We start from the raw sequence: 24,644 nt of genomic DNA, 5'->3' as shown, positions 1-24,644 counted from the left end.
GGCGTGGCGGTCAACGGCGATTCCCACGTCGCGGTCTCCGGCGACGGCCGGCCTGGCGGCATGGTCCGCATCGACCGGGACATCCTCCCGGTGTGGGAGACCGAGGTGCTGCCCGACTGGGTCGTGCACTGGCTGATCCCCATGTTGTCGGCCGGGCAGAAATGGCCGGAGGCGAGCGAGAGCGGCCTGTCGGAGCTGGCGCAGGCGTGCAGTGCCCTGGCCGCGGGGACCACCAGCTCGGTGCCGCAAGCCGGCTCGGTCGCGCGCACCGTCGTGGCCGGCTGGACCTCTCCAGCCACCGCGAACTTCGTCATCAGGGCCAAGCAACTGTACGGCCAGGAGGGCGGCATGGCGGGGGTCGCCGGGAACGCGCAGGCCTACTCGCAGCAGGCGCACAACTTCGCCGTCGAGACCCAGTACTCCAAGATCTCCATCAACGTGGCCTTCTGGGTCACGGTCGTGGCCATCGCCATCGCCATCGTCGCGTCCTTCTTCACCGCCGGATCCACCACCGCGATCATCGGGCCGTACGCGGCGGGCGCCCGCGCGGCCATCCAGCGGATCCTGGTCAGGCTTCTCACGGTGGGGGCCAGGGAACTGGGCGCACGGCGGCTCGCCAGGGTGACCGCGCTCACCGGCGCCACCGGGCGCGGCGCCATCCTGCGGCTGCTGGCCTCACCGATCGGCCGTGAGCTGGTCGAGGAGATCGGCGAAGAGTTCTTCATCGACTTCTTCTCCCAGTTGGAGCAGCAGCAGCTGGGCACCACGACCGAGTGGGACTGGAGGAAGTCGGGAGCCGCGGTCCTCGGCGCCGGCACGGGCGCGGTGACCGGCACGTCGCTGGCCGGGCCCATGGCCCGGGTCACCCGTAGCGTGCCCGGGTTCGCGGGGCGGGCGCTCACCACCGGCCTGACCAACACGATCGCCTCCCCGGTCGGCAGCTTCATCGCCAACGGCGTCATCTACAAGCAGTGGGAGTTTCCGTTCACGGGCGATGCCGTCATGGGCGGCTTTTTCGGCGGCGTCGGGCGTACCGGGTCGATCAGCCCGTTCAACCCCGAGGTCTACACCGCGCTGGCCCATCCGGCGACCACGCTCATGGCCGCCTACGACACCGCCGCGCGTACCGACGCCGCCCGGGCGGCCGGCCACCCTCCGGGGGGTCCGCCCGGGAACATGACGCCGGGCGAATCCGACCCGACCGGCGGCCAGCCCGGCGGCCAGCCCGGTGCCGTCCGTTCCCCCGAGCCCGCGCCGGCCCGCGGCGGCGGCCCGACCACCACGACGTCCCCGAACGCGCCCGCACCCCGGCCCGGCAGCACGGACACCGACCAGCAACGCCGCACCACCACGACCCCCGACACGGACACCGACCAGCAGCGCCGCAACACCACCACTCCTGAGGCCGACGCCGATCAGCAGCGGCGCAACACCGTTTCGCCCGACAGGGACAACGACGACTCCGCCGCCGTGGACCCGGAGCAGGACGACCAGACGGCCGCCGCGCCCGCGCCCGACGACGCTGTGCAGACGCCGGCCCAGACGACCGACACCACGGCCCAGACACCGGACGGCGAAACCGCCCAGGACACTGACAACACCACGGCCCCAACGCCGGACAACACCACGGCGCAGGCGCCCGAAAGCACCACGGCGCAGGCACCCGACAGCACCGCCGACGTTCAAACCCAGTCAGACGGCGCCACCCAGCCGGACAACACCACCCAGACCACCACCCAGACCACCACCTCGGCCGCCAACCTCGGCGGCCTGTCCCCGGCCGCTCGCGCCGAGCTGGCCCTCACCGACGCCTTCAGCGACGTCGTGGTGGGCCCCGACGGCGACATGCTCGTCGCCGCCGGCGAGACGACCGTCGGCGCGATCTCCGCCCGCACGGTGGCCCGCATCCGCGCCTCACTCGAAGCCAGTGCCGAGCAGGGCACGGACGTCGACACGCTGAAGACGGAGGCGGCCGCCCTGCTGCGCCAGGCCGCGGCAGAAACCTCCGCCGCCCCTGCCGGCGACCAGCAGAACGCCGCCGACCCGGACACCGGCACCGACCCGGCGCCCGAGACGCACACCAGCAAGCCGGGCACCACCACGGTCGCCTCCAGCCCGGTGGCGGACACCCGCTACGTCACCGACGGCCGTCAGGGCGTCGACCTCCAACAGAACGAAACACTCGCCCCGGTGGACGAGCTGCGCGCCGCGTACTTCGGCGACCTGGACGTGGTCACCATCTCGTTGACCGGTGCGAACTCCGACATCGTCGTCGTCGAGACCAAGAACAACGGCACCCACTACTTCCAGTCGACCGTCGGCGGCCTGTCCGCCGGCCTGATGGGCCAGACCGACGTCCGCACCGGCGGCACGGACGCGGACCACCCGCACCTGGTCCACTTCAACCCGCGCGTCAGCAACGACCAGGTCGCCAGGATCTGGGTCCACGAGATCGCCCACACTCTGCAGTTACTGGCCGCGCGGGGAACGGGCAGGCGAGGTTTCCTGCGCGGCCGGCCCGACGGCCAGGTCACGGAGGACGCGTGCGTGGCCGCGCAGGTCAGCGAGATGGCGCTGCTGACCGACCAGTGGAACCAGGCCGACACCCTGCCGAAGAAGCGCCTGCTGGCTGTCGACATCGACGGCCTGGCCCGCGCCATCGAGCGGCGCGGGCACACCGCGCCGGACCTGCCTTGGGCGCCGACCCAGGCCACCCGCCCGCCATCGGCCCCGGCCGCGCCTGAGGGCGAGCCGACCGTCAAGCAGCTGCGGGACCTCGTCGCCGCGCTCACCACGGCCGAGGAGGCGCTCCAGGCGCAGATCAAGGCGAAGACGGAGAGCGCCAACGACGCGCGGAAGGAGGCCCGCAGGGCCACCAGGCAGGCGCGCAAGGCCGCCCGCCAGCGTGACTCGGGCCGTCACGAGCGGGAGCAGGCCGCCCGTCGAGCCGCCCCCCTCCACCGCGCCACCGCGCAGCGCCACGAACGGATCGCCCTGGCCTACGTCGCCGCGCTGACCGAGGCGACGCGGGCGCGGCAAACGTACGAGCAAGCGGCGACGGCGTTGGCTCAGACGGGCAGGACCACGGCTCCCGGCACGGTCCCCATGGCCGACATCGGCGCCAGACTGCACGCGACGGCCAAGCAGCATCACGAGGCCTACCTGGAGGCACTGAAGAAGGCGCTGCCGCAGGAGCTCGCGCTCGCCACGGGCCAGCCGGCCGGTCGCCTCGCCCACATCAGCGCCCTCACCGACACCGTCAACGAGATGCTGAAGGGCGACGGGAACACGTACCGGTTCACCGTGCACGAGCTGGAGCGCCGTATCCGGGCCGACTGGCACAAGGCCATGTCCACCGACGGCCTCGTGCTGCGGGTGGGCGAGGGGAGCCAGGCGGCCGAGGTGCGCGTCAAGCTCACGCTCGCCGACCTGGTGGAGGTGATCGACCCGGCCGTCAAGGCGTCGGAGATGATGGTCGGCCTGTTCGTGCAGTCCTCCCGTACGGTCACCGTCACCGAGTCCGGCTCCGCCAGCACGCCGTTGAACTTGAACTCCGCCGTCCTCACCCCGCTGATTCCCAACGACGACGTGCGCCAGGTCGCCGAATGGTTGTCCGTCGGAGTGGGCGGCTCCATGGGCCGCAACTGGTCGGCGACGAGCGGGGCGGGCATGTACGCCCAGACCGGCACGGTCAGCGACAACCGGAGCGAGTCGTTGCTGTTCAGCTCCGCCGCGTCCTGGACCGTCGAGATCCGCTCCCGGAACGGGAATGGCTGGCGCAACACCACCACGGTGGACTCCGGCAAGCCCGGGGACGTCGCCGATCAGCGGCTGTGGGTCTCGCACTCCTACACCGACCAGCCGCCGAGCCACCTGTCCAGGATCTCCGAGGACCGGCGCAACCCGGAGATGCCCACGGCCGTCCCCGAGAGCATGACGGGCCTGGAGGAGGCCCTCGACCTGCTGGCTGCGACGCTGGGCGGCGACTACACCATGGTCGGCACCCCGGCGCGGGACGCGCTCCGCGTCTACGTCACCGCCGAGATGCCGCACCTGCTGCGCGACATGGTCAACGGCGGGCACACGAGGGTGTTGTCGGGCACCCACGGGCCGGACGTGAAGATCACCGCCAAGACCGAGGTCGTCCTGGAGGAGGCCGAGCCGCTGGGCGGCCCGACCGCCGAGGAGTGGGAGGAGGAGGTGCTCGTCGACTTCGCCGCGTGGATCAACGGCGCCTCCTCCGGCGGCTCGATCGAGGGCAACGTCTCGGCCGGGTTCAAGCACCCCGCGCTGGAGGGCGTCAACGGGCCCGGCACGTACGAGCCGACCATCGGCCCAGGGGCGAGGGGGAGCAGGTCGGGTTCGCGGTCGTACTCGTCCGGCGCGAACAAGCAGGCCATCCACCCGAGCGTGCACCGCAAGACCAGCCCGAAGCAGGCTTACCGGCTCGTGCTGAAGACCACCTTCACCGTGGAGGAGGTCGGCAAGCAGCCCGTCACCCTGGCGCCGATCACGCACGAGGCGGTGGTGTCCATGCGGGAGTCGCTGGCCTACCACTTCGGCCTGCCCGTCGACAGCGCGGCGCTGCTCCGCCGGTTCGGCAAGCCGCTGCTCGACGCCGACGGCAACCAGCTCTTCCGCGGCGAGCCGCTCCCCGGCCCGCCGCCGGGCCGCAAGGCCGAGCTCCCCACGTTCATGGGCGACGGCCCCGGCCAGATCCGGGGCCCGGGAGCGGTCCTCGTCCAGGACGTCGAAGACCTGGACCCGTCCATCCGGGACGTGGTGCGGGAGCTGCGGGAACTCGGCATCATCCCGCCGGTGGTCAACGGGGAGCTGCAGTATTCGTCGAACTTGCTCGGACGCGCCAGCCAGGTGCTCAACCTCCAAGAGCTCACCGTGCAGCTCTCGGAGCAGCGGATCCGGTCCGGTTACGACGCGGCCGTGCAGGACGGCATCTTCGTCGACCTGGTCACGCACGGCCTGAACGTGGCGCCGGGGCACCACGTGTTGCGCCTGCGGATCGTGCAGGACTTCGAGTCCTTCCGCCGCAATCCCAAGATGACGCACACCGACGCCGAGACCGTGGTCAACCTCGACATCGGCAACCAGGGCTCCGGGCGGTCGATCAGCCAGTCCAGGACGTACGGCGGCGGCGCGTCCGTCTCCGAGGGCGATGGGCCCAACCAGGGTCAGGACGGGCTCTCGCACGAGGTGGGCGTCAGCGGCGGCGGCAACAGGACCCGTTCGGTGGGCTCCAACGACGGCAGCGGCGTGAGCGTGGTGGGGCTGCACGAGAACAAGGGGCCGGTCGCCATCGCGGAGCTGAAGCACCGGTTGGTCATCGACCTCCTGCAGGACGGCGAGGAGACGCGGCTGTCCGACCGTCCCGGATCGGCCAAGCTGCTCATCGCCGCCGACCTGCTCCCCCCCACCGACGGCGCCACCCGGCCCACGTCCCTGGGCCCCATGTCCGAGGAGCTCCGGGCGAAGGTGCGGCTCCTGGCCATGGACGTGCCGGGGCTGCTGGACGCGGCGAGCGGGGTCACTCCGGGGGCGCCGGTGGGCTCGGCCGCCTATCTCACGCTGGCGACCGCCCTGAGCCAGCGCATGCTCGTCGCCAATCCCCGGCTGCTGTTCCAGGACTTCGGCGGCGTGATCGTCCAGGGCGGGGGAATGCCGTCCCAGGCTCAGGTGTCGATGCGCGGCCGGATGGGCGAGACCCAGGTGCTCGGCATCGTGGACCAGGTCAACGGCGAGATCCTGTTCGGGATGGGCATCGCCGGCGTCTCGGCGGGCGGCTCCTCCGGCCTCAACGTGGGCGCGTCGGCGAGCATGTCGGATCTCGACGACGGCGGCACGTCCCGCGACGGCGGCAAGCTCTCGCTGCCGTCCCGCTCGGGAGGCACCTCCGTCAGCACCTCGCAGGTCGACCTCTGGGCCGACGAGGAGCTCACCATCAAGCACGGCCGCCAGTACGTGCTGCTGACCCAGGCGGCGTTCACGGTCACCGGCTCGGAGAGCACCGCGTCCACCCTGCCGCAGGAGGGCCGGGTATCCGGCGGCGATCCGCGGCAGGCCCAGGCGAACGGCATGGTCCTGTCCATGATCGCCGAGTACGAGGCGCTGGACATGTACGCCAAGGGCACCCTCGACCTGCCCCCCGCCCTGGTCTCCGACGCGATCGAGCGCTTCCTCAACGACAGCTCGCCCCTCGACCCGACCCTGGCCGTGCCCCTGGTGCAGCGCTACATCTGCGACGTGGCCGCGGCCCGGGTGATGGGCGAGGACGTCTCCTACGCCGCGCGGCACACCGCGAAGGCGCTGCTCAACAAGGTGCGGGAGATCACCGGTCTCGGCCCGAAGGTGAAGAACGGCAAGCAGGCAGAGCTGGTCCAGCAACTCGCCGGCACGCTGACCGAGGCGGCGGAGCTGATCGAGCGCGCCAGGGACGTCGAGGTGGCGCCGTCCTACGACCAGGCCGTGGGCATCGGCACGGTGGAGTCGCTGGACCTGACCGACGCGCAGGGCACGCCGGTCTCGACCCTGGACGCCGTGCTGAACGAGGTCGAGGCCAAGGCGCCCGGCGTGCTGGCGAACAACCCGCTGCTGCGCGAGGAGGTGACCACCGACTTCACCGAGGACTCCGTCCGGATCCACGTCGACGACCTGTGGTCGCGGCGCGGCTACGAGAAGCACTACAGGGTCCAGGGCGACTCGCAGGTCGCGCCGACCGAGGAGGTGATCGTCAGGGCCCGGCTGGTGCCCAAGACCGGACAGAACTTCCGCCGGGCCAGGTTGCTCCTGCGCACCCTCCAGGCCGGCATCATCCGCCAGCGGTATCGCTACAGCGACTACACGCGCTCGGAGTCGTACAGCGGCTCCTACTCGGCAGGGGTGGAGACCGGCAGCGGAAATCAGGACGGCGAGCAGAAGCTCGGCGTCTCGACGGACCGGAGCCGCTCCTACTCCCGCGCCATCAACCGGCAGCAGGCCAGGCTGCAACGGGTCGGCCTGTTCAACGGCATCGACGTGCTGGAGCAGGAGGGCCGGCTCGTCATCGAGGTCGTGCGCAGGCCCATCCGGCCCACGCGGCGCAAGATCCTGTTGCGGCGGCTCACCGGGCGCCCAGCCTTCACCGGCCCGATCTCCGCGGCGGCCCGCCTGGCCGACATCGTCCTGCGCAGGCGCAGGCGCAGGACGGCCGCCGAGACCGCGATAGCCTACAACGCCACGCTGAGGCGGCGCTCCCCGATCGGCTTCATCCGGCCCTACGTGGACTCGGCGCAGCCGTTCGCCACCGTGACCGACCCGCGGCAGGTCGAGCTGCACCCCGGTTTCTTCCCGGTCGCGCTCTGGGAGCATCCCACGCGACCCACCCTGCTGGACGTGGTGCTGGCCGAGCTCACCCGGATGCTGGACCCCGCGGCGGTCCAGGAGCGCGAGTCCGAGTTCGTCACGCGGTTGTCGCGCTCGGCGCTGCTGACCGCGCTGGAGCGGATGATCTCCCCCGGCGGCGAGGACCTCGTACCGGTGAGCAGGCAGAAGTTCCGGGACCAGGGCGTCCAGACCAACGTCCAGGCCCGCCTGTCGGACCGCACCATCGTCGCGGGACCGATCGACGACATCGAGGTGGGCGAGGCCAACAGGGCCGCCGACGCCCAGAACGTGACCGTCAGCCGCGGCCGGGTGGCCCCTGTGGGGACGGCTATGAGCGCGGCGGACGCGGACTCGGGCCTCAGCGGCAGCGTGCAGGCGGGCGAGCAGGTGTCGGAGAGTGTGACCGACCATCACGGGGCGCGCCGGGAGCGCAGCAAGTTCGTGAAGGGCAAGGGCTACATCGTCCGGTTCCGCGTGGACTACGACCTCACCTTCCGGTACGTGGCGCGGCTGCGAGACGGCAACTGGCACACCGTCGGCGACCCGGTGAGCCGGCCGAGCGCGAGCGGCGCCACGATCGACGTGCTGCTCCTCGGTGAGGAGCTGGAGGAGCTGGACAACCGGATGGAAGGGAACATCCAGCTCGGGGAGCCCCGCTCCGACTGGGACTCCTTCCGCTTCACGCCGAGCCGCGACGCCCACGGGCTCATCCCGGTCCTCCATGAGGCCCGGCTGGCCGCCCGCGAGCGCGGCGAGGTGGCCCACGTGGCCGTCCGCGAAGCCGACAGCGCGCACCCGCACGGCAGGTTGCGCCGTTTCCTGGTCACGCCCACCGGTTCCGTGCTCAGCGAGCAGCCCGACGGCGGGTTCGCCATGGCCTTCTCCACCCTGCCGCAGCACGTGCTGAACGCGGCCCAGCAGGCCGGCATCAACCTGCGCGACCTCTTCATGAACTCCGAAACGCCCGGTACGTTCACCCAGCAGGTCTTGGCCGAGCTGAAGAACAGCGGTGTCTTCGCGACAGACGTCGGCAAGCCGAGCTGGCCCACCGACCACCGCCAGTCCGGCCCCTCGCAGGGCGGGAGCGTCTCCCAAGGGATCGCGACGGGCACCGTGAGCGACCCCGCGATCGAGGGCACGCCGTTCAGCAGGTCCGCCCGGCCGGACGGGGCTCCCGACCTGACCATGGACGAGGTGCGCGCCGCCGACGTCACCGCCGGCGACCTGGGCGGCACGACCGCGAGCGTGACCTGGGTGACGGAGGACACGCTGGTCCTCCAGATCGCCGGGCTGCCCGACCAGCACGTCCGCGTGCTCATCGAGGACCCGGGCGCCGGGCTCATCGCGGCCACGGAGCAGCGCGCCGGCACGAAGGAGGACCCGCACCGGACGAGGATCTGGGACGTGCATCCGGACGTCCTGGCGTCCGTCCTGGTGCACGAACTGTCGCACGTCGCCCAGACGGCGATGGCGAACGCGGCGCAGGGCGTCATCAGGCCGTCGCTCTCGGAGAACCAGGCCGAGGGCACCGACCTCTGCCTGCTGCCCCGCCTCGACGAGCACGCCCACCTGTCACGCCGGTGGCGCGCGGCCGGCGACTCCGCCACGCGGGCGCTCCTGGCGGACGCGATCGACGCCATCGCCGCCGACATCGAGCGGCGCGGGCACACCCCGCCCGCCGCGCCGTGGGGCACCGGGCCCCGCGCGCCGGCCCCCGCCCAACCGCAGAGCCGGATCGCGCGGCTGCTCAACGGCGGAGCCCACGCGGGGCTGGACACCACGGCGGCCGGGCTCGCCCGGCTCGCGCAGATCGCCGGCGTCGCCGATGTGGCGCAGGCGCCGGGCGCGGTGGGCGAGTACTCCGTGACCACGCCGCGCGGGACGTTCACGCTGGCGCTGAGCACGGCCCCGGCGGGCGTGACGGAGGTGACCGTCACCTCGCGGACGCAGGACCGGCTGGCGGTCCAGGTGCCCGCCGGGGCGAGCCCCGCGGCCAGGATCGCGGTGGCCGAGCAGGTCGCTGCGCACGCGGCGGCCCTCGCCGGACGCCCTGGCACCGCGGCGCTCGGACCGGACGGGAGGGCGAGCGGACCGGTGCTCGGCGTGCCCGACGCCAGGACGCTCGCGCGGCTGCGCGGCCTGATCGCCGCGATCGCCGAGGGCAGCCCGCTGCGCGCCGCCGCCGACAACGCCGCGCTGCGCGCCGCGGCCGAGCAGGCGGGGCTGGCGCCCGGCCGGCCCGGGTCGGCGCACCGGATGCTGGCGCTCGCGCGGGCGGGCGAGCTGAACGCCGCCGAGATCGCGGCGGTGCGCGGCGACGCGCGGCTGCCCGAGACGGCGGCGGCCAAGGCCATGGAGCGCGCCGCGGCGCTCATGGGGGCCCGGGTCCACTCGTACGGCTCCGGCCTGATGGACATCGTGCTGCCCGGCCGTGCGCCCATCCCGGTCGAGGTGCGGCCGGCCGGCGCGGGTCCGGCCGAGGCGGGCCTGCTGACGTACCAGGTGGACGGCCGTCTCACGATCGGCGCCACCGAGCGGGCGGCGGCGGCGACGGCCGCCGCGGCGGTCGCGCGGGCGCTGGGCGCACCGGCCGCCGACCACGCGGAGCAGGCGGAGCTGTACGAGGCCGTGCGCCAGGCGCGGGCGGCCACGGCGGCGCAGCGGGCGGCCCGGCTGGGCGTGCTGTTCGACCTGATCACCGGCGTCCGGCCGGAGGTGCGGGCGCTGCTCCCCGCACCGGTGGCCACCGAGCTGGCCACCCTCGCGAACGGCCGTCGTCCCCGTGACTGGACCGCGTTCATGAACCGCCTCGTGCTGATCGCCAACGGCACCGGCTGGTATCCGGAGTGGGAGTGCCCCTGCCCCGCGGACGGACCGTGCGTCTGCGGGCAGCGTGCCGAGCCGGGCCCGGCCGACGTCCAGGAGCGACCGCGCTCGATCCCGGCGTGAGCGGGCGGCGGGTTCCGGCATGATGGATCGACGAGGAGAGGACGGCTATGGCATTCGCGGTGGCACGAGCGAGGGACGAGGCTCACCTCTATCTTGACCTGCACCCATGCGCCTGCGGGTCGGCGGAGACGACCTGGCAGAGCGGGCTGGTCAGCGTCGACGGGCAGCCCGTCAGCCGCTATTGGGGCACGTGCGAGGAGTGTGCCACCCCGCGTGAGCACCTGTTCGGGCTGCCGGAGCATCCGGTGCTGCCGACCGGCTATCCGACGTTCGGCGGCCGGGAGCCCTCGGAGTTGCTCGACGCGGGCGAGTGGTTGTGGGTGGCCGACCTGACGGCGGGCAACGTGCCGGTGGACGACCAGGCCGAGGCCCTGCGCGCGTTGCGGGTCGCGACCGCGGCCGTCGAGGAGGTCGTCAAGTTCGTGCCGCCCGGGGCGGACGCGGTGCCCGAAGACGGGTTCTGGTCCGAACGCGGACGGGCGGTGCTGGCGGCCGAGCCCGGCAGGTTCCACCTTGACCGGCTGCTCGTCGTCAAGGACACCTACCAGGAGCTGGCGGCCCGGCATGCCTGAGCGCGGTCTGGCCCGTTCCCTGGTGGAGGCATACGTCTATTTCGACCTGCGGACCTCCGAGCCGGGCGCGTCGAGCCGGGCGACGGTCGCGCAGGAGGCGGACGGCTGGGTGGTGAGCCTCGACGGCGCGGAGGTGTTCGTCCCGCGCGAGGCCGAGAGCTGGGCGAGAGAGGGCGACGTGCTCTTCGGCGGCGGCCTGTCCGAGCTGATCGACCCCGGTCAGTGGGTGCTCGTCGCCACCACCTACGCGAGCCGGGCGCTGGAAGGCGCGCTGTTCTTCGCCGAGGACCCCTCCGACCCCGACACGTTCGAGCGGATCTCGGCCGACTGGCGCTTCGCCGCCGACGCCGTGGCCGAGGCGCTGAAGTTCTTCCCCCCTGACTACGCCGAGCTGCCCTCCGACGTGTTCTGGTCGGAGATGGGCCGGGTGGTGCGGGAGTCGGACCCCGGGCGGGTCACCAGGGTCAAGCTGGAGAACGACCTCGCCCTCTACCGCCAGAGCCTGGACGACTTCCGCCGCCTGCACACCCGCTGACGGCGCACCACGCCGCCGGGTCGCCGCCAGGTGGGGTCAGTGGCAGTCGCAGGAGCGGATGCCGTCAGGAAGGCCGGTGACCTTGGCGGTGCCGTCGTGGTCGACGGTCACCTCGACGTCCGCGCCGGCCACCTGGAACCCGCCGACCGTCAGCGCCCCCAGCGGCGCGCCGGTCAGGGGGCGGAGGTGGACCTGGCCCGCCGGCACGTCGGGGTGGAGCCCGAGCGCCACGTGGGCGATGGTCAGCGCGGCGGCGGCCGACCAGGCCTGGGGGCGGCAGGCGGCGGGGTAGGCGACCGGTCGGCCCAGCCGGTCGCGGGCGTCGCCCGCGTACAGCTCCGGCAGCCGGTAGTCGAAGGACTCGGCCGCCGCGAGCAGTCCCTCGGCGAGCGTGGCGGCCTGCACGCCGAAGCCCTCCCGGGCCAGGCCGGCGATCACGATGGCCGTGTCGTGGGGCCAGATGGATCCGCAGTGGTAGGACAGCGGGCTGAACCCGGCGTCCGCCGACGACATCGTGCGCAGCCCGAAGCCCGCCGCCATGCTCGGCGCCGCCAGCAGGGCGGCGACCTGGACGGTCTCCGCCCGCGAGAGGATGCCGGTGCCGAGCAGGTGGCCGATGTTGCTGGTGAGGGAGTTCACGGGGCGTTTGTCGCGGTCGAGGGCGAGTGCGGGGAAACGTCCTTGCGGTCCTTCCACCCAGAAGGCGGCGCGGAAACGCTCCGCCAGCTCGGCGGCGTACGCGCGCCAGCGGGGGCCGCCCGGCCGGCCGAAGGCGTCCAGCAGCGCGGCCCCGTGCAGGGCTGCCTGGTAGGCGTAGCCCTGCACCTCCACCAGCGCGATGGGGGCCTCCGCCCGGCGGCCGTCGTGGAAGCGCACCGAGTCGCCCGAGTCCTTCCAGCCCTGGTTCGCCAGGCCGTGGCCGCTCGTGTCGACGTACTCGACGAAGCCGTCCCCGTCGGGGTCCGCGTGCTCGGCGAGCCAGCCCAGTGCGGCCTCCAGGCTGGGCAGCAGCGCCTCGACGTCCTGCGCCGGCAGGCCCCAGCGCCACGCGTCGTGCAGCAGGCTGATCCACAGGAGGGTGGCGTCGATGGTGCCGTAGTAGGCGGCCGGCAGTCGCCGGTCCTCCCCCGCCAGGTCGAACGCGTTCCGCCGCAGCTCGTGCATGATCTTGCCGGGCGCCTCGCCCGAGTGGGGGTCGAGGCGGCGGCCCTGGCGGCGGGCCAGGACGCGCAGGGTGCTCGCGGCCAGCCGGGTGCCCAGCGGGAGGAGCAGCCGCGCCGCCCAGATGCTGTCCCGGCCGAACAGGGTCAGGAACCAGGGGGCGCCCGCGCCGACGAACGTGTCCTCGGGCGCGCCGGGCTCGGCCAGGCGCAGTGAGCTCAGGTCCGCCAGCGACCGCTCCAGCAGCCGGTCGATGCGCCGGTCGGCGGCGGTGACGCGCGGCCGGCTCCACTCGGCGGGGCCCGTGGCGGGCAGGACGACGGCGTCGGGGTCGGAGACGGCGAGGTCCCAGCGCAGCGTCACCGTCCCGCCCGGCGGCAGCTCCACCCGCCACCGCAAACACGCGCCACCCCCCGCCGCCACCTCGGCGGCGTGGCCGGTGACGGTGACGGCGGTGGGGCCGGAGTGCCACGTCAGCCGTCCGCCGCCCGGCGCGGTGGCCGGGAGCGGGGTGGCGGCGCGGCCGGACTTGACCACGTCGATCGCCGCGAAGTCGCAGGACAGCTCGACCGTGACCGTGGCCGTCACCGGGACCGACGCCGTGGAGGTGATCTCGACGACCTCGCTCATCCCGTACGGGCTCAGCTCGCGCAGGCGGTCGAGGCGGACCGTGGGATCGGCCGAACGGTCGCCGAGCCAGCGGGCCAGGGACACGAACCGATCCCTGCCGGGCCCGGCAGGGGCGTGCCCCACGCCGTCCGGCTCGCGCCCGTCGACCAGCAGCCGGGCTTGTGACAGGACCCGCTGGTCAGCGCAGAAGAGCCCCTGCACGCCGGCCGGCCGGATCTGGCCGTCGGCGTCGCTCAGCGCGCCGGCCGGCGCCATCACGGTGCTCACGAGGTCGTGCAGCAGCGGTTGAAGCACGCCAACTCCTCACGTCACACCGCCGGTCTTGACAAGGAGGGAGATCGGGGTGCAGATTCCTGGACACTTACCTAACTTTGAACGATCAAATCGTGCCCTACATCACTTTGATCGTTCAACCCCCCGAAAGGCGCTTTATGGCGGACAAGGTGACGATCATCGACGTGGCGCGGGTGGCGGGGGTGTCACGCCAGACGGTGTCGAACGCGCTCAACACCCCCGACGTGGTCCGCGAGGAGACCCGCCGGCACGTCCTGGACGTGATCGAGCGGCTCGGCTACCGCGCCAACCAGGCCGCCCGCCAGATGCGCACCGGCCGCTCCCGCCTGATCGCCGTCCGCATCGGGCCGGGCGGCGACGGCATCAGCGGTTCGGTGCTGGACCGCTTTCTGCACGGCCTGACCGAGAGTGCGGCTCAGGAGGGCTACCGTATCCTGCTCTACACCGCCGCGGACGACCGTGCGGAGATCGCGGCCTATGCGGACCTGCTGGGCTCGTACAAGCCGGACGCCTTTGTGCTGACCGCCACGCACCACGACGACGACCGCACGTCCTGGCTGCTGGAGCGGGGGCTGCCGTTCGTCGCCTTCGGCCGGCCGTGGAGCGATCTGCCCGGCGCCCGCCACCCGTGGGTGGACGTGGACGGGGCCGCGGGCACGGAGGCGGCCACCCGGCGCCTGCTGGCCGCCGGCCACCGGCACATCGGCTACATCGGCCGGCCGGCGGGGTCGGGCGTGGGTGACGACCGGCGCGCGGGATGGGTGCGAGCGCTCGGGCCGGAAGAGGGTGCGCGGTGGGAGCGCGCGGTGGCGGACGGCATCGAGAGCGGCGAGAGCGCCGCGCGTGCGCTGCTGCGGTCCGACGGCGAGGTCACCGCCCTGGTGTGCGCGAGCGACTCGCTGGCGCTGGGGGCGCTGCGGGCGGCCCGCGCGCGCGGCGGCGAGCCCGTCGCCGTGGTCGGCTTCGACGACACCCCGGCCGCGGCGGCCGTCGGCCTGACCAGCGTGCGCCCGCCCCTCGCCGCAGCGGCGGCGGCCTGCGTCGACCTGCTCGCCCGCACGCTGGAGCGCCCGGACGCCAGGGACAGCGCCCAGCCGTCGCCGGCGCACGTCCTGCTGCGCCCCTCCCTGACCATCCGCGAGTCGGCGTGACCCCCTGATGACGGCGTGACCCCCTGCTGATCCGCCCAGTGAGCGTGGCAGAGCGGGCCGGCGGGCCCGTCGCGGTCGCGCCACCGGTACCGGCTTATGAGGCGCCTCCTGGCACGGTCAGTCCGCTCTCGTACGCGGCGATCACGGCCTGCACCCGGTCACGCAGGCCCAGCTTGGTCAGGACGTTGCTGACGTGTGTCTTCACGGTGTGCTCGCTGACCACCATGGCCCGCGCGATCTCGGCGTTGGACAGGCCGCGCGCGATCAGCCGCAACGTCTCCTGCTCACGCGCGGTAAGCGTGTTCAGCCGTTCCGGCGGCTGGGCGGCCGGCCGGGCGGCCGACCTGGAGGTGAAGTCCGCGATGAGTTTCGTGGTGATCGAGGGCGCGAGCAGCGACTCGCCGGCCGCGACCACGCGCACGGCGTGGACGAGGTCGTCGCGGCGGACGTCCTTGAGCAGGAACCCGCTGGCCCCGGCGCGCAGCGCGTCATAGACGTAGTCGTCGAGGTCGAACGTGGTCAGCATCAGGACGCGGCAGTCGCTCTCCGCGCAGACGATGCCGGCCGCCTCGATGCCGTCCATGATCGGCATGCGGATGTCCAGCAGGAGCAGGTCGGGTTCGTGCGCGCGGACGGCGGCCACGGCCTGCGCGCCGTCACCGGCCTCGGCGACCACCTCGATGTCCGGCTGCGCGTCGAGGATCATGCTGAACCCGGCCCGCACCAGCTCCTGGTCGTCGGCGACCACGATCCGCACGGTCATGCGGTCACCGGCCGCGGCAGGCGGACGAGCACCTGGAAGCCGGGCCCGTCGGAGCGCCGGCCGGTGACGGCGGTGCCTCCGCAGGCGGCGGCGCGTTCGCGGATGCCGATCAGGCCGTTGCCGCCCGACGGCAGAGCCGATCCGCCGCCGCGGCCGTCGTCCTTGATGTCGATCATGAGAGTGCCGTCCTGCCAGGCGAGTCGGATGTCGGCGCGGGTCGCGCCGGAGTGCTTGACGATGTTGGTGAGGGCTTCCTGGGTGATGCGGTAGGCGGCCACCTCGGCGTCCGGCGGCAACGGCCCCGGCTCGCCCGAGGTGGAGTATGTCACCTCGAGCCCGGTGGCCCGGACCTGACCGGCCAGGGCGGGCAGCCCGGCGATCGTCGGCTGCGGCGACCGCGGGCCTTCCTCCTCCTTCAGGACGCTCAGCATGCGGCGGAGCTGCACCATGGCGTCGCGCCCCGCGGCGGCGATCGCGTCGAAGACGGCCTCGGCCCTGGCCGGATCGCTGGTGACCACCACCGGCCCGGCCTCGGCCTGCACCACCATGAGGCTGACCGCGTGGGCGAGGATGTCGTGCATGTCGCGGGCGATCCTGGCCCGCTCGCGTTCGGCGGCCCGTTCGGCCTCGGCCTGGCGCTCACGGGCGAGCTGGGCGGCCCGCTCCTCCAGCGCCGCGGCGTGGGCGCGGGAGGTGGCCGAGGCCCGGCCGATGGCGTAGGCGGCCACGGCGAGCACCACGCCGCGCACCGCGGTGTCGGCCGAGCCGACCAGGAGCAGGCCGCCGGAGACCGTGAAGAGCAGCGTGAGCAGGCGGAGCCATCGGGGGCTGTAGGCGGCCACGGTGAAGACGGCTATCAGCCCGCCGTACCAGATGGGCTGGGCGGCCACCTCGTCGGCGAAGTCGTACGAGATCATGGCGCCGTGGGTGGCCAGCAGGACGGTCACGGGCGCGCGGCGCCGCCAGATCAGCGGCAGCGCGGAGGCGACCACGACCGCGTAGCCCCACCAGTGCCAGGGGCCGCCGTCCGGGTTGTCGCGGGTCAGGAGCGGCCAGAGCTGCACGATCAGCACCACGGCCGCCAGCGCGGCGTCCACCCAGATCGGCGGCAGCGTCCGCGACCACCGCCGGACCGGCGCGAGAAACCCCATGTCGGACACAGAATCCCATTCTGCCGGTCGCGTCATGCCAGGGCGACCGCATGCCTGGCCCTCGGCGCCGCGTCCAGGCGGGCGAGCGCCACGAACGAGACGAGCAGGCACACGGCGCCGAGCGGGATGAAGTCCTTGTCGACGAACGGCAGGAGCATGTCGAGCAGGACCAGGGCAGGCGTCCACCACTTGACGCGGCGCAGGATCGCGAGCCGGGCGACGATCGCGACCTGAGCCAGGTAGAACAGGACCGGGGCGCCGGTGTAGACGATGATCTCCACCCCGGGAACGGCCTGGACCTGGTCGAACAGGACGCCCATGGCCTCGTGGTCGGCGGACATGAACCCGACCACGACGTCGATGCCGAACTGTGCGAGCAGCGCCGCGACGCCGGCCGTACCGGCCACCGCGCTCACGGTGGACACCGTGTCGCTCCCGGCCATGCGGCGCATCCGCCAGAAGGTGATCACGAACAGGACGAGGGCCGCCATGAAGGCCAGGTGGCCGGTGGTCCACGCGAGACCCGGCCCACGGCTGCCGTCGAGGCCGTCGAGGATGCGGATCACGCCGTAGGCCAGCACGAGCAGCGGCGCGGCGATGAAGGGGAAGCGGGAGTTCTTCATGGGGTAAATGCTCGGCTCTCGGGGTGGTCGCGCACATCGCCGGTACGGGCGATCCCGCGACTCCCTCTCAGGAGTGAGACGGAGGTGCGAGCCGGGCTACTTGATGACGCGGCCGGTCAGCGGCTCGCCGTCCGACGGAGCGGCCAGGCAGTACGCCGTGCGCTGCCTCGGCCAGAACTCCTCCGCCGGCAGGATGGGGACCACTTCGAGCCCGTGTTTCCTGGCCTCCACGTACCGCATCAGGGGCCCGCATCCGTCGAGGGCCAGCCGCTGGGTCTCCTCCAGGCCGGGCCACGGGCCGTCCGCGAGCACGTACGTGGTCGCGAACTCCGCCGCGTGCGGCATCTCGCAGCTGACCACGTTCACCATGGCGTCCACGGGCAGGGGTTCGACGCAGTCGCCTGGACGCAGTTCCGTGGCGTGATAGTGAGCCGCGGCGGGGCCTGCGGTCTCCAGGGGGGCGGTGCAGCCCACAAGCGCGCCGATCAGGCACGTGGCTGCCAGCGAGAGACGGACCATGCGTCCGGATCGTGGCAGCCGCAGATCACGAGACCGTCAGCGAGCCATACCTTTATGCGCATGCCTTGAGGAAGATGGACAACCCCGTACGTACCTCTCATCAGCAGACCCCGGTATCAGGAGGTACGTAATGCACCGCAGAGTCGCCCTGCTCTCCGTTGTCGCGCTCGCCGTGACAGGCGCCCTGGTTCCAGCGAGCACCGCCCAGGCCAGTGCCGGGAACGCTCTCGACCGCAGGCCCGTCGGATGGTCGGTCACCGACTCAGGAACGGAGCGCAGGACCGTCGCGCAGTACTGGACGCCCCAGCGCATGCTGGCGGCGCAGCCGCTGGACACGCCCGCGCCCCGGCGTGGCACGCAGTCGAACGGCCCCACCCGGGGCACCCCGTGGGCCACGCGCGGCGCCTCGGACACGACGGCTCGGCGCTCGCCGTGGACGGGCACCTTCTCGGCCTCCATCGACACCGCCGCCCGTCAGGGCGCGCCGTTCGCCGTGCGCGGCGTCGCGGCCAACGACCAGCAGCGGGCCCGGATCCCCAACAGCCCCGGCCTGCCGTGGACGGACGGCGGCGCCATCGTGCGGACGACCGGACGTGTCTTCTTCACCACCGCCGAGGGCCAGAACGCCTCCTGCTCCGGCTCGGCGGTGACCAGCGCCAACGAGAGCGTGGTGATGACCGCAGGGCACTGCGTGAAGCTGAACGGCGCCTCCCACCGCAACTGGGCGTTCGTCCCCGCCTTCGACGACGGCCGGCGCCCGTTCGGGACCTGGGTGGCGACCACCCTGCTGACCACGCAGCAGTGGAACGCCCGCGAGGACATCAACTTCGACATCGCCGCCGCCGTGGTCGCGCCGCTGCAGGGCCGGACGCTGACCGATGTGGTGGGCGGGCAGGGGGTGGCCTTCAACCAGGCCAGGCGGCGGCAGATGTTCGCCTTCGGTTATCCGGCGGCGCCGCCGTTCGACGGCTCGGACCTGACGTACTGCAGCGGGCGCGCCTTCAACGACACCGTGATGACCCAGGACCTGGGGCTGCGCTGCGCCATGACCGGCGGATCCAGTGGCGGCCCGTGGTTCCAGGGCTTCGACGAGCGCACCGGCCTGGGCTGGCTGAACTCCGTCAACAGCTTCAAGTACGACGGCGCCCCGCAGTTCATGTTCGGCCCCTTCTTCGGGAACGAGGCGATGTCCGTCTACCAGGCCGCGCAGAACGCCAACGCGCTCTGACCTCGTCACCAGCCTGTGACGGCCGGACCGTAACCCCCGGAGGACTCCGGCGACCCTGGAAATCACCGTACCCGTGGTGTTCGCTGACGAAGTGGTACTCGGCTCCGCAACCTCCGGAGGAGATCCCATGGTCGCCACGCAGCACCCGCTCGACCCGCTGACGCCGGACGAGATCACGACCACCCGCACGGTGCTGACCCGCGCCGGCCTGGTCACGAGCGCCACCCGCTTCGTGTACGCCGGCATCGAGGAACCGGCGAAGGAGGCCCTGCTCGCCCATCGGCCGGGAGACCCGGTGGACCGCCGGATCCGGGTCCTGCTGCACGACACGGGCGGCAGGCCGGCCCGGGACGTGATCGTCTCGCTCAGCCGCGGGGTGATCGACGTCAACCGGGCGCTGGACGCCGCCACCGACGGCCAGCTCCCCGTCCTGGACGGGGAGTTCGCGCTGGTCGAGGAGGTGCTGTCCGCCGACAAGCGGTGGCTGGCGGCGCTGAAGGCCCGTGGCCTGGACGTGGCGCGGGTCAGGGTCGCGCCGCTGTCCGCCGGCGTGTACGCCGACGAGTACCCCGAGGAGTCGGGCCGCCGCATCCTGCGCGGGCTCGCCTTCGTCCAGGAGCACGAGAAGGACCATGCCTGGGCGCACCCGGTCGACGGCCTCGTCGCGTACGTGGACGTGCTCAACCGCACGGTGGACCGCGTCATCGACCTCGGCCCGGTCCCGGTGCCCGCGGGTTCGGGCAACTACGACGACCCCGCCGTCACCGGCCCGCCGCGCACCACCCTGAAACCCATCGAGATCACCCAGCCGGACGGCCCGGGGTTCACCCTGGACGGCAACCTGCTGCTCTGGGAGAACTGGTCGTTGCGCATCGGCTTCGATGCCCGCGAGGGCCTGGTCCTGCACCAGATCGCCTTCCAGGACCGCTCGATCGTGCACCGGGCGTCGATCGCCGAGATGGTCGTCCCCTACGCCGACCCCTCGCCGGTGCGCTCCTGGCAGAACTACTTCGACGTCGGCGAATACCTCATCGGCCAGTACGCCAACCCCCTCAACGCGCACTGCGACTGCCTCGGCGACATCACCTACCTCGACGCCGTCATCACCGACGAGCTCGGCGCCCCGCGCACGCTCTCGAACGCCGTCTGCCTGCACGAGGAGGACCACGGCATCCTCTGGAAGCACACCGACCTGTGGACCGGGGCCGCGGAGACCCGTCGCCAGCGCCGCATGGTCCTGTCCTTCTTCACCACCGTCGGCAACTACGACTACGGCTTCTACTGGTACCTCTACCTCGACGGCGCCATCGAGTTCGAGGCCAAGGCCACCGGCGTGCTCTTCACCTCCGCCCACGCGGGCGGACGGCACCCGAACGCGGCCGAGGTCGCTCCCGGCCTGGGCGCCCCCTACCACCAGCACCTGTTCTGCGCCCGGCTGGACATGGCGGTCGACGGGCCGGCCAACCGCGTCGAGGAGGTCGACGTGGCCCGCGTCCCGATGGGACCGGACAACCCGCGCGGCAACGCCTACACCTACCGGCGCACCCCGCTGGCCCGGGAGAGCCAGGCCCAGCGCCCCGCCGACGCCGGCGTGGACCGGGTCTGGCACATCATCAACCCGGCCTCGCTCAACGCTCTGGGCAACCCCGTCGGGTACGCCCTCCTTCCCGAGGGCAAGCCGGCGCTGCTGGCCGATCCCGGCTCCTCCATCGCGGCGCGGGCCGCGTTCGCCACCAAGCACCTCTGGGTCACGGCCTACGATCCGGCCGAGCGCTATCCCGCCGGCGACTTCGTCAACCAGCATCCCGGCCAGGCGGGGTTGCCCGCCTACGCCGCCGCGGACCGCGATCTCGACGGCCGCTCCCTCGTCGTCTGGCACACCTTCGGGCTCACCCACGCGCCCCGGCCGGAGGACTGGCCGATCATGCCCGCCGACCACACCGGCTTCCGGTTGAAGCCCGTCGGCTTTTTCGATCGAAACCCCACACTGGACGTTCCCGCCACGCCGCATTGAGGGCGCACATTCCGGGGCGGGGAACAGGCCGGCCCGCCGTCCAGGGCCGGCGGACGTCTTCAAGATATTTTTCCGCCGTGATGATCGCGCCGGCCAGCGGTGATAAGGCCGGCGTCAGCGGCAGACGAAGATGTCCATCCAGGGCTTAACCAGGACTTACCTCCCATTGAGCACCCTGGTGTTAACGACATCAGGAGATGACATGGACGCCAACGAGCCTCGCGAGCACACCGCCGGCGGCTGGACCCAGTTCGGCGACACCCCGCCCGCCGCCGGAGGCTTCACCCGGCCGAACCCGGTGCCTCCGCCGCCGCCGCAGGCGCACCAGCGCGCCTTCCTGCTGACCAGGAAGGCGATCGCCGGGCTGGCGCTGGGCGCCGTGGCCGCCCTGTCGGTGGCGGCCGTGGGCGGCGGCGCCATGGGAGCGTCCCTGGCAGGCTCCGCGCAACCGGCGCCGGTCACCACCGTCACCGCGGCCGGTCCCAGCCCGGTGTTCAGGACCGCCGCCGACCAGCTCACGATCTCGCAGGTGGCCGAGAAGGTGCAGCCGTCCGTCGTGATGATCCAGGGGCAGACCGCCGAAGGCTCCGGCGTGGTGTTGTCGGAGGACGGGCTGGTCCTCACCAACAACCACGTGGTGGACGGGCAGAACGGCGCGCTGACCGTGAAGTTCAACGACGGCAAGACCGCCAAGGCGACCGTGGTCGGCACCGACCCGGCCACCGACCTCGCCGTCATCCGCGCCGAGAGCGCGTCAGGGCTGGCCAAGGTGGCGCTCGGCGACAGCGACCAGCTCAAGGTCGGCGACGACGTCCTGGCCATCGGCAGCCCGCTGGGCCTGGACGGGACGGTGACGTCGGGCATCATCAGCGCGCTGGACCGTACCGTGACCTCCGGGAACGGCGGGGACCAACAACAACTGCCGCCCGGCTGGAACCGGCAGAGCCAGCAGGAGGAGCAGACGACCACGCTCGGCGGCATGATCCAGACCGACGCGGCGATCAACCCGGGCAACTCCGGCGGCGCCCTGGTGAACGCCGCCGGCGAGCTGGTCGGCATCAACAGCGCGATCGCCGCCGACGGCGTCAACCTCGGCTTCGCGATCCCCGTGAACACCGCCAAGCAGGTCTCCGAGCAGCTCATCAGCAACGGCCAGGTGAGCCACGCCTTCCTCGGGGTGAGCGTCACCGACGCCACCGGCACGGTGCCCGGCGCGCTGATCCGCCAGGTCACCGCGGGCAGCCCGGCCGCGAAGGCCGGACTGAAGCAGGGCGACCTGATCACCAAGATCGGCGACACGGCCGTCCAGGGCGGCGACACGGTCGTCGGCCAGGTCCGCGGCTACAAGGTCGGCCAGCGGGTCGAGGTCGCCTACCAGCGCGACGGCAAGGCGAGCACCGTGACCGTCACCATGGAGGAGAAGAAGTAGCCCGGGATGAGCCCCGGCCGTGGTCAGGTCACCTTGTCCGCGGCGCCGGTGAGCAGCGTGACGCCGGCCCCGGCGAAGTTCGCCAGGTCGGCTGCCGTCGCCTGGCCCTGCTCACCGGCCATCGCCGTGTTGAACGCCGCCTCGTCGTCGAAGGTCAGCACCGCGACGAGGTGGTAGGCGGGCCGCTCCCCTGAGGGCCCCGCGGCGGGATGCAGCGCCGTGTAGGCGCGCAGTCCCGGAAGGGCGGCGGCGAGCGGCGCGTGCGTCTGCTCGTAGTGCTTGTCGAAGGCCGTAACGCTTTCGGGGTGGTGATAGAGCGCCATGAGCTGGAATGCCACTGTCCGCCTCCGGGGTCGTCGTGTCCCTCGATGAAACCTCCCCCCGGCCTCCGGCGATAGAGGGCAAATCGGATGACACGGTCAGGCGCTCAGGTCGCGGAGTCAGGCGCTCAGGTCGCGGACGACGTTGTCCAGCCGGACGGCCAGGTCGTCCAGGGCCCGGTCGGTCACGGGGCCGTCCGGGAGCTGGGCCAGCACCTCCGCGCGGCTGGTGATGATCAGGGCCCGATGCGCGTCGTCCACCTCCGTGGCCGGGAGCACGACGCAGTCACCCTGGAGGAAGATCAGCGTGGCGTCGGGGTGCTGCGAGTCCAGTAGCCGGCGAACACATTCTCGATCGATCAGCGACATCTGCGACATCTCGGCTCCTGTTGTGATGGTTGCCCTGTGCTTGGATCATGGCCTTCAACCTCTGCCTCAACCGAACGTCGGCGGGCCGCCGTCGGAGCGAGAGCGCCGCACGCCGAACGCCACCAGATAGACGGCCGCCCCCACCGCCACCACGGCGGGCGGGATCGCGAGCAGGGCACGTCCGGCGAAGAGGGCCAGCACGGTCAGCACCACTCCGACGAGCAGCGCCAGCGCGGCCAGCAGGAGGCGGATGCTGAGCGCGTTCGAGGGCTGCGGTGACCGCGCCCACCGCCCCGGGCCGCCGCCGTGCACGTCCGGCACGCCGGTGTCGCTCACCACGCCGCCCTGCTCGGGCGGATCGCGCAACACGGGAGCGAAGAACTCGTCGTCCTCGTCGGATCGCCTGTCCACCGCATTCACCTCCCCCTGTCCGATGTCCCCGGTACGTCGGCCGCTGTCCGGGTGTAGCGGTACGCCTACCCCCGGATCCGGCCACAAACTCCTCCCGTCCCTGGTCGGAGGCTCGGACGGGGCTAATCGGGGGCATGGAGGACACGGGCGGGAGGCGCGGGCAGGGGCGTGAAACCGTGGTGAAACCGTCGTAAGACCCGCTGCGGGCAGGGTTGACAGCAGCAACCCCGTCAGTCAGGAGGTCGCGATGCCGATGACCGTCTTCGAAGCACCGCCGATCGGGCGCCACCACGAGGTCGGGGGCCGGCGCCTGTGGCTGCACAGCTCTGGCGCCGGCGGGCCGGCCGTGGTGATCCTGCCGGGGGCGAGCGCCGTCGGCCTGGACTACCTGAACATCCACGACCGGGTCGCCGAGTTCACGACCTGCGTCGTCTACGACCGTGGCGGCACGGGCTGGAGCGACCCGGCCGGCCTGCCCCGGTCCGCGGGCGACGTCGCCACGGAGTTGCGGGAGCTGCTCGGCGCCGCCGGGGTGGCCGGGCCGTACGTGCTGGTCGGGCACTCGCTGGGCGGGGCCTACGCCCGGCGGTTCGCGCAGCTCTTCCCCGAGGACGTGGCCGGGATCGTCATGCTCGACGCCTTCTACGAGGAGTGGGACACGTACATGCCGGAGTCCATGCACCTGGCGCGGGCCCGCCACCCGCGGCCCGGCCGGCTCAGCATGCGGCTCATCCGCCTGTTCACGCGCCGCGTCTACGGGCGGATGCTCGCCGAATGGCCGCCCGAGCTGCGCACGACGCTGGTCGACCACCATGCGAGCCCCGAGTGGATCCTGGCCGGCATGGAGGAGCGCAAGGGCCTGGTGGAGCTCCGCGACGAGCTCCAGGCCGCCGGCAAGGTGCCCGATGTGCCGCTGATCGCGCTCACCGCGCTGTCCGTGGACGCCGGTCAGGCGCTGCTCATGTCCAAGAAGGCCATGCGGGCGCAGAGTGAGGCCAAGCGCCGCCTCTATCAGGCGCTGGCCGACTCGACCGCGCACGGCGAGCACCGGGCGCTCGAAGGCGCCGGCCACAGCACGATCCACACCGACCGGGCGGACGCCGTGGTCAAGGCCGTCCGCGACGTGTGGGACCGCGCCACAACCTGAC

At 72.7% G+C, this 24,644-nt stretch carries 16 protein-coding genes; 8 read left to right on the top strand and 8 right to left on the bottom strand.

Features of this window, described 5'->3' with window-relative positions:
- The first annotated feature begins 3 nt into the window (after nt 1–3).
- Genes ACWD0F_RS05055 through ACWD0F_RS05045 form a run of 3 tightly spaced genes read left to right on the top strand, consistent with a single transcriptional unit; the run spans nt 4 to nt 11,433 of the window.
- Entirely contained in the window at nt 4–10,326 is a 10,323-nt protein-coding gene (locus ACWD0F_RS05055) for a cell envelope integrity protein TolA (protein WP_449872611.1), read from the top strand.
- Nucleotides 10,327–10,373: 47 nt separating this feature from the next.
- On the top strand, nt 10,374–10,898 hold the full coding sequence (locus ACWD0F_RS05050) for a hypothetical protein (protein WP_449872610.1): 525 nt from the start codon (nt 10,374–10,376) through the stop codon (nt 10,896–10,898).
- Complete coding sequence (locus ACWD0F_RS05045; protein ID WP_449872609.1) at nt 10,891–11,433, top strand: hypothetical protein; 543 nt, start codon at nt 10,891–10,893, stop codon at nt 11,431–11,433. The genes ACWD0F_RS05050 and ACWD0F_RS05045 overlap by 8 nt, the downstream gene beginning before the upstream one ends.
- Nucleotides 11,434–11,469: 36 nt before the next feature.
- Here the strand turns inward: ACWD0F_RS05045 and ACWD0F_RS05040 are convergent, their stop codons facing one another.
- Entirely contained in the window at nt 11,470–13,518 is a 2,049-nt protein-coding gene (locus ACWD0F_RS05040) for an amylo-alpha-1,6-glucosidase (protein ID WP_449872608.1), read from the bottom strand.
- A gap of 137 nt (nt 13,519–13,655) precedes the next feature.
- On the opposite strand from ACWD0F_RS05040, the gene ACWD0F_RS05035 reads away from it, so the two are divergent.
- On the top strand, nt 13,656–14,669 hold the full coding sequence (locus ACWD0F_RS05035; RefSeq protein WP_449872607.1) for a LacI family DNA-binding transcriptional regulator: 1,014 nt from the start codon (nt 13,656–13,658) through the stop codon (nt 14,667–14,669).
- A 94-nt stretch (nt 14,670–14,763) separates the two neighbouring features.
- On the opposite strand, the gene ACWD0F_RS05030 is transcribed toward ACWD0F_RS05035, so the two are convergent.
- From ACWD0F_RS05030 to ACWD0F_RS05015, 4 genes are all read right to left on the bottom strand, one after another.
- Nucleotides 14,764–15,432: a response regulator gene (locus ACWD0F_RS05030; RefSeq protein WP_449872606.1), complete on the bottom strand. Its 669-nt coding sequence runs from the start codon at nt 15,430–15,432 to the stop codon at nt 14,764–14,766.
- Entirely contained in the window at nt 15,429–16,583 is a 1,155-nt protein-coding gene (locus ACWD0F_RS05025; RefSeq protein WP_449872605.1) for a sensor histidine kinase, read from the bottom strand. The genes ACWD0F_RS05030 and ACWD0F_RS05025 overlap by 4 nt, the downstream gene beginning before the upstream one ends.
- A gap of 32 nt (nt 16,584–16,615) precedes the next feature.
- The gene (locus tag ACWD0F_RS05020; protein WP_449872604.1) at nt 16,616–17,206 is read right to left on the bottom strand and encodes a hypothetical protein; all 591 of its coding nucleotides are present in this window, start codon (nt 17,204–17,206) and stop codon (nt 16,616–16,618) included.
- A 96-nt stretch (nt 17,207–17,302) separates the two neighbouring features.
- On the bottom strand, nt 17,303–17,725 hold the full coding sequence (locus tag ACWD0F_RS05015; RefSeq protein WP_449872603.1) for a septum formation family protein: 423 nt from the start codon (nt 17,723–17,725) through the stop codon (nt 17,303–17,305).
- A gap of 130 nt (nt 17,726–17,855) precedes the next feature.
- Here ACWD0F_RS05015 and ACWD0F_RS05010 point away from each other — a divergent pair, with 130 nt between their 5' ends.
- From ACWD0F_RS05010 to ACWD0F_RS05000, 3 genes are all read left to right on the top strand, one after another.
- The gene (locus ACWD0F_RS05010; protein WP_449872602.1) at nt 17,856–18,953 is read left to right on the top strand and encodes a trypsin-like serine peptidase; all 1,098 of its coding nucleotides are present in this window, start codon (nt 17,856–17,858) and stop codon (nt 18,951–18,953) included.
- A 127-nt stretch (nt 18,954–19,080) separates the two neighbouring features.
- Nucleotides 19,081–20,967 (top strand): primary-amine oxidase, encoded by a 1,887-nt coding sequence (locus ACWD0F_RS05005; RefSeq protein WP_449872601.1) that lies wholly within the window; start codon nt 19,081–19,083, stop codon nt 20,965–20,967.
- 202 nt (nt 20,968–21,169) lie between these two features.
- Nucleotides 21,170–22,396, top strand: a complete 1,227-nt coding sequence (locus ACWD0F_RS05000) for a S1C family serine protease (RefSeq protein ID WP_449872600.1) — start codon at nt 21,170–21,172, stop codon at nt 22,394–22,396.
- A gap of 23 nt (nt 22,397–22,419) precedes the next feature.
- On the opposite strand, the gene ACWD0F_RS04995 is transcribed toward ACWD0F_RS05000, so the two are convergent.
- The 3 genes from ACWD0F_RS04995 to ACWD0F_RS04985 form a co-directional block, all read right to left on the bottom strand.
- Complete coding sequence (locus ACWD0F_RS04995; RefSeq protein ID WP_449872599.1) at nt 22,420–22,734, bottom strand: EthD family reductase; 315 nt, start codon at nt 22,732–22,734, stop codon at nt 22,420–22,422.
- Nucleotides 22,735–22,836: 102 nt separating this feature from the next.
- Complete coding sequence (locus ACWD0F_RS04990) at nt 22,837–23,094, bottom strand: hypothetical protein (RefSeq protein ID WP_449872598.1); 258 nt, start codon at nt 23,092–23,094, stop codon at nt 22,837–22,839.
- A gap of 57 nt (nt 23,095–23,151) precedes the next feature.
- Complete coding sequence (locus ACWD0F_RS04985; RefSeq protein WP_449872597.1) at nt 23,152–23,496, bottom strand: hypothetical protein; 345 nt, start codon at nt 23,494–23,496, stop codon at nt 23,152–23,154.
- Between the two features lie 247 nt (nt 23,497–23,743).
- Here ACWD0F_RS04985 and ACWD0F_RS04980 point away from each other — a divergent pair, with 247 nt between their 5' ends.
- Entirely contained in the window at nt 23,744–24,643 is a 900-nt protein-coding gene (locus ACWD0F_RS04980; protein ID WP_449872596.1) for an alpha/beta fold hydrolase, read from the top strand.
- The last annotated feature ends 1 nt before the right edge of the window (nt 24,644 follow it).

The organism is Nonomuraea sp. NPDC002799, from assembly GCF_053592075.1.
This window is presented reverse-complemented; position numbering and strand designations above follow the sequence as displayed.

Coding starts and splice junctions, on each gene's coding strand:
- ACWD0F_RS05035 (WP_449872607.1), top strand. CDS start 13,656: ATGGCGGACAAGGTGACGATCATCGACGTGGCGCGGGTGGCGGGGGTG.
- ACWD0F_RS05005 (WP_449872601.1), top strand. CDS start 19,081: ATGGTCGCCACGCAGCACCCGCTCGACCCGCTGACGCCGGACGAGATC.
- ACWD0F_RS04990 (WP_449872598.1), bottom strand. CDS start 23,094: ATGTCGCAGATGTCGCTGATCGATCGAGAATGTGTTCGCCGGCTACTG.
- ACWD0F_RS05025 (WP_449872605.1), bottom strand. CDS start 16,583: ATGGGGTTTCTCGCGCCGGTCCGGCGGTGGTCGCGGACGCTGCCGCCG.
- ACWD0F_RS05000 (WP_449872600.1), top strand. CDS start 21,170: ATGGACGCCAACGAGCCTCGCGAGCACACCGCCGGCGGCTGGACCCAG.
- ACWD0F_RS05015 (WP_449872603.1), bottom strand. CDS start 17,725: ATGGTCCGTCTCTCGCTGGCAGCCACGTGCCTGATCGGCGCGCTTGTG.
- ACWD0F_RS04980 (WP_449872596.1), top strand. CDS start 23,744: ATGCCGATGACCGTCTTCGAAGCACCGCCGATCGGGCGCCACCACGAG.
- ACWD0F_RS05045 (WP_449872609.1), top strand. CDS start 10,891: ATGCCTGAGCGCGGTCTGGCCCGTTCCCTGGTGGAGGCATACGTCTAT.
- ACWD0F_RS05020 (WP_449872604.1), bottom strand. CDS start 17,206: ATGAAGAACTCCCGCTTCCCCTTCATCGCCGCGCCGCTGCTCGTGCTG.
- ACWD0F_RS05030 (WP_449872606.1), bottom strand. CDS start 15,432: ATGACCGTGCGGATCGTGGTCGCCGACGACCAGGAGCTGGTGCGGGCC.
- ACWD0F_RS05010 (WP_449872602.1), top strand. CDS start 17,856: ATGCACCGCAGAGTCGCCCTGCTCTCCGTTGTCGCGCTCGCCGTGACA.
- ACWD0F_RS05050 (WP_449872610.1), top strand. CDS start 10,374: ATGGCATTCGCGGTGGCACGAGCGAGGGACGAGGCTCACCTCTATCTT.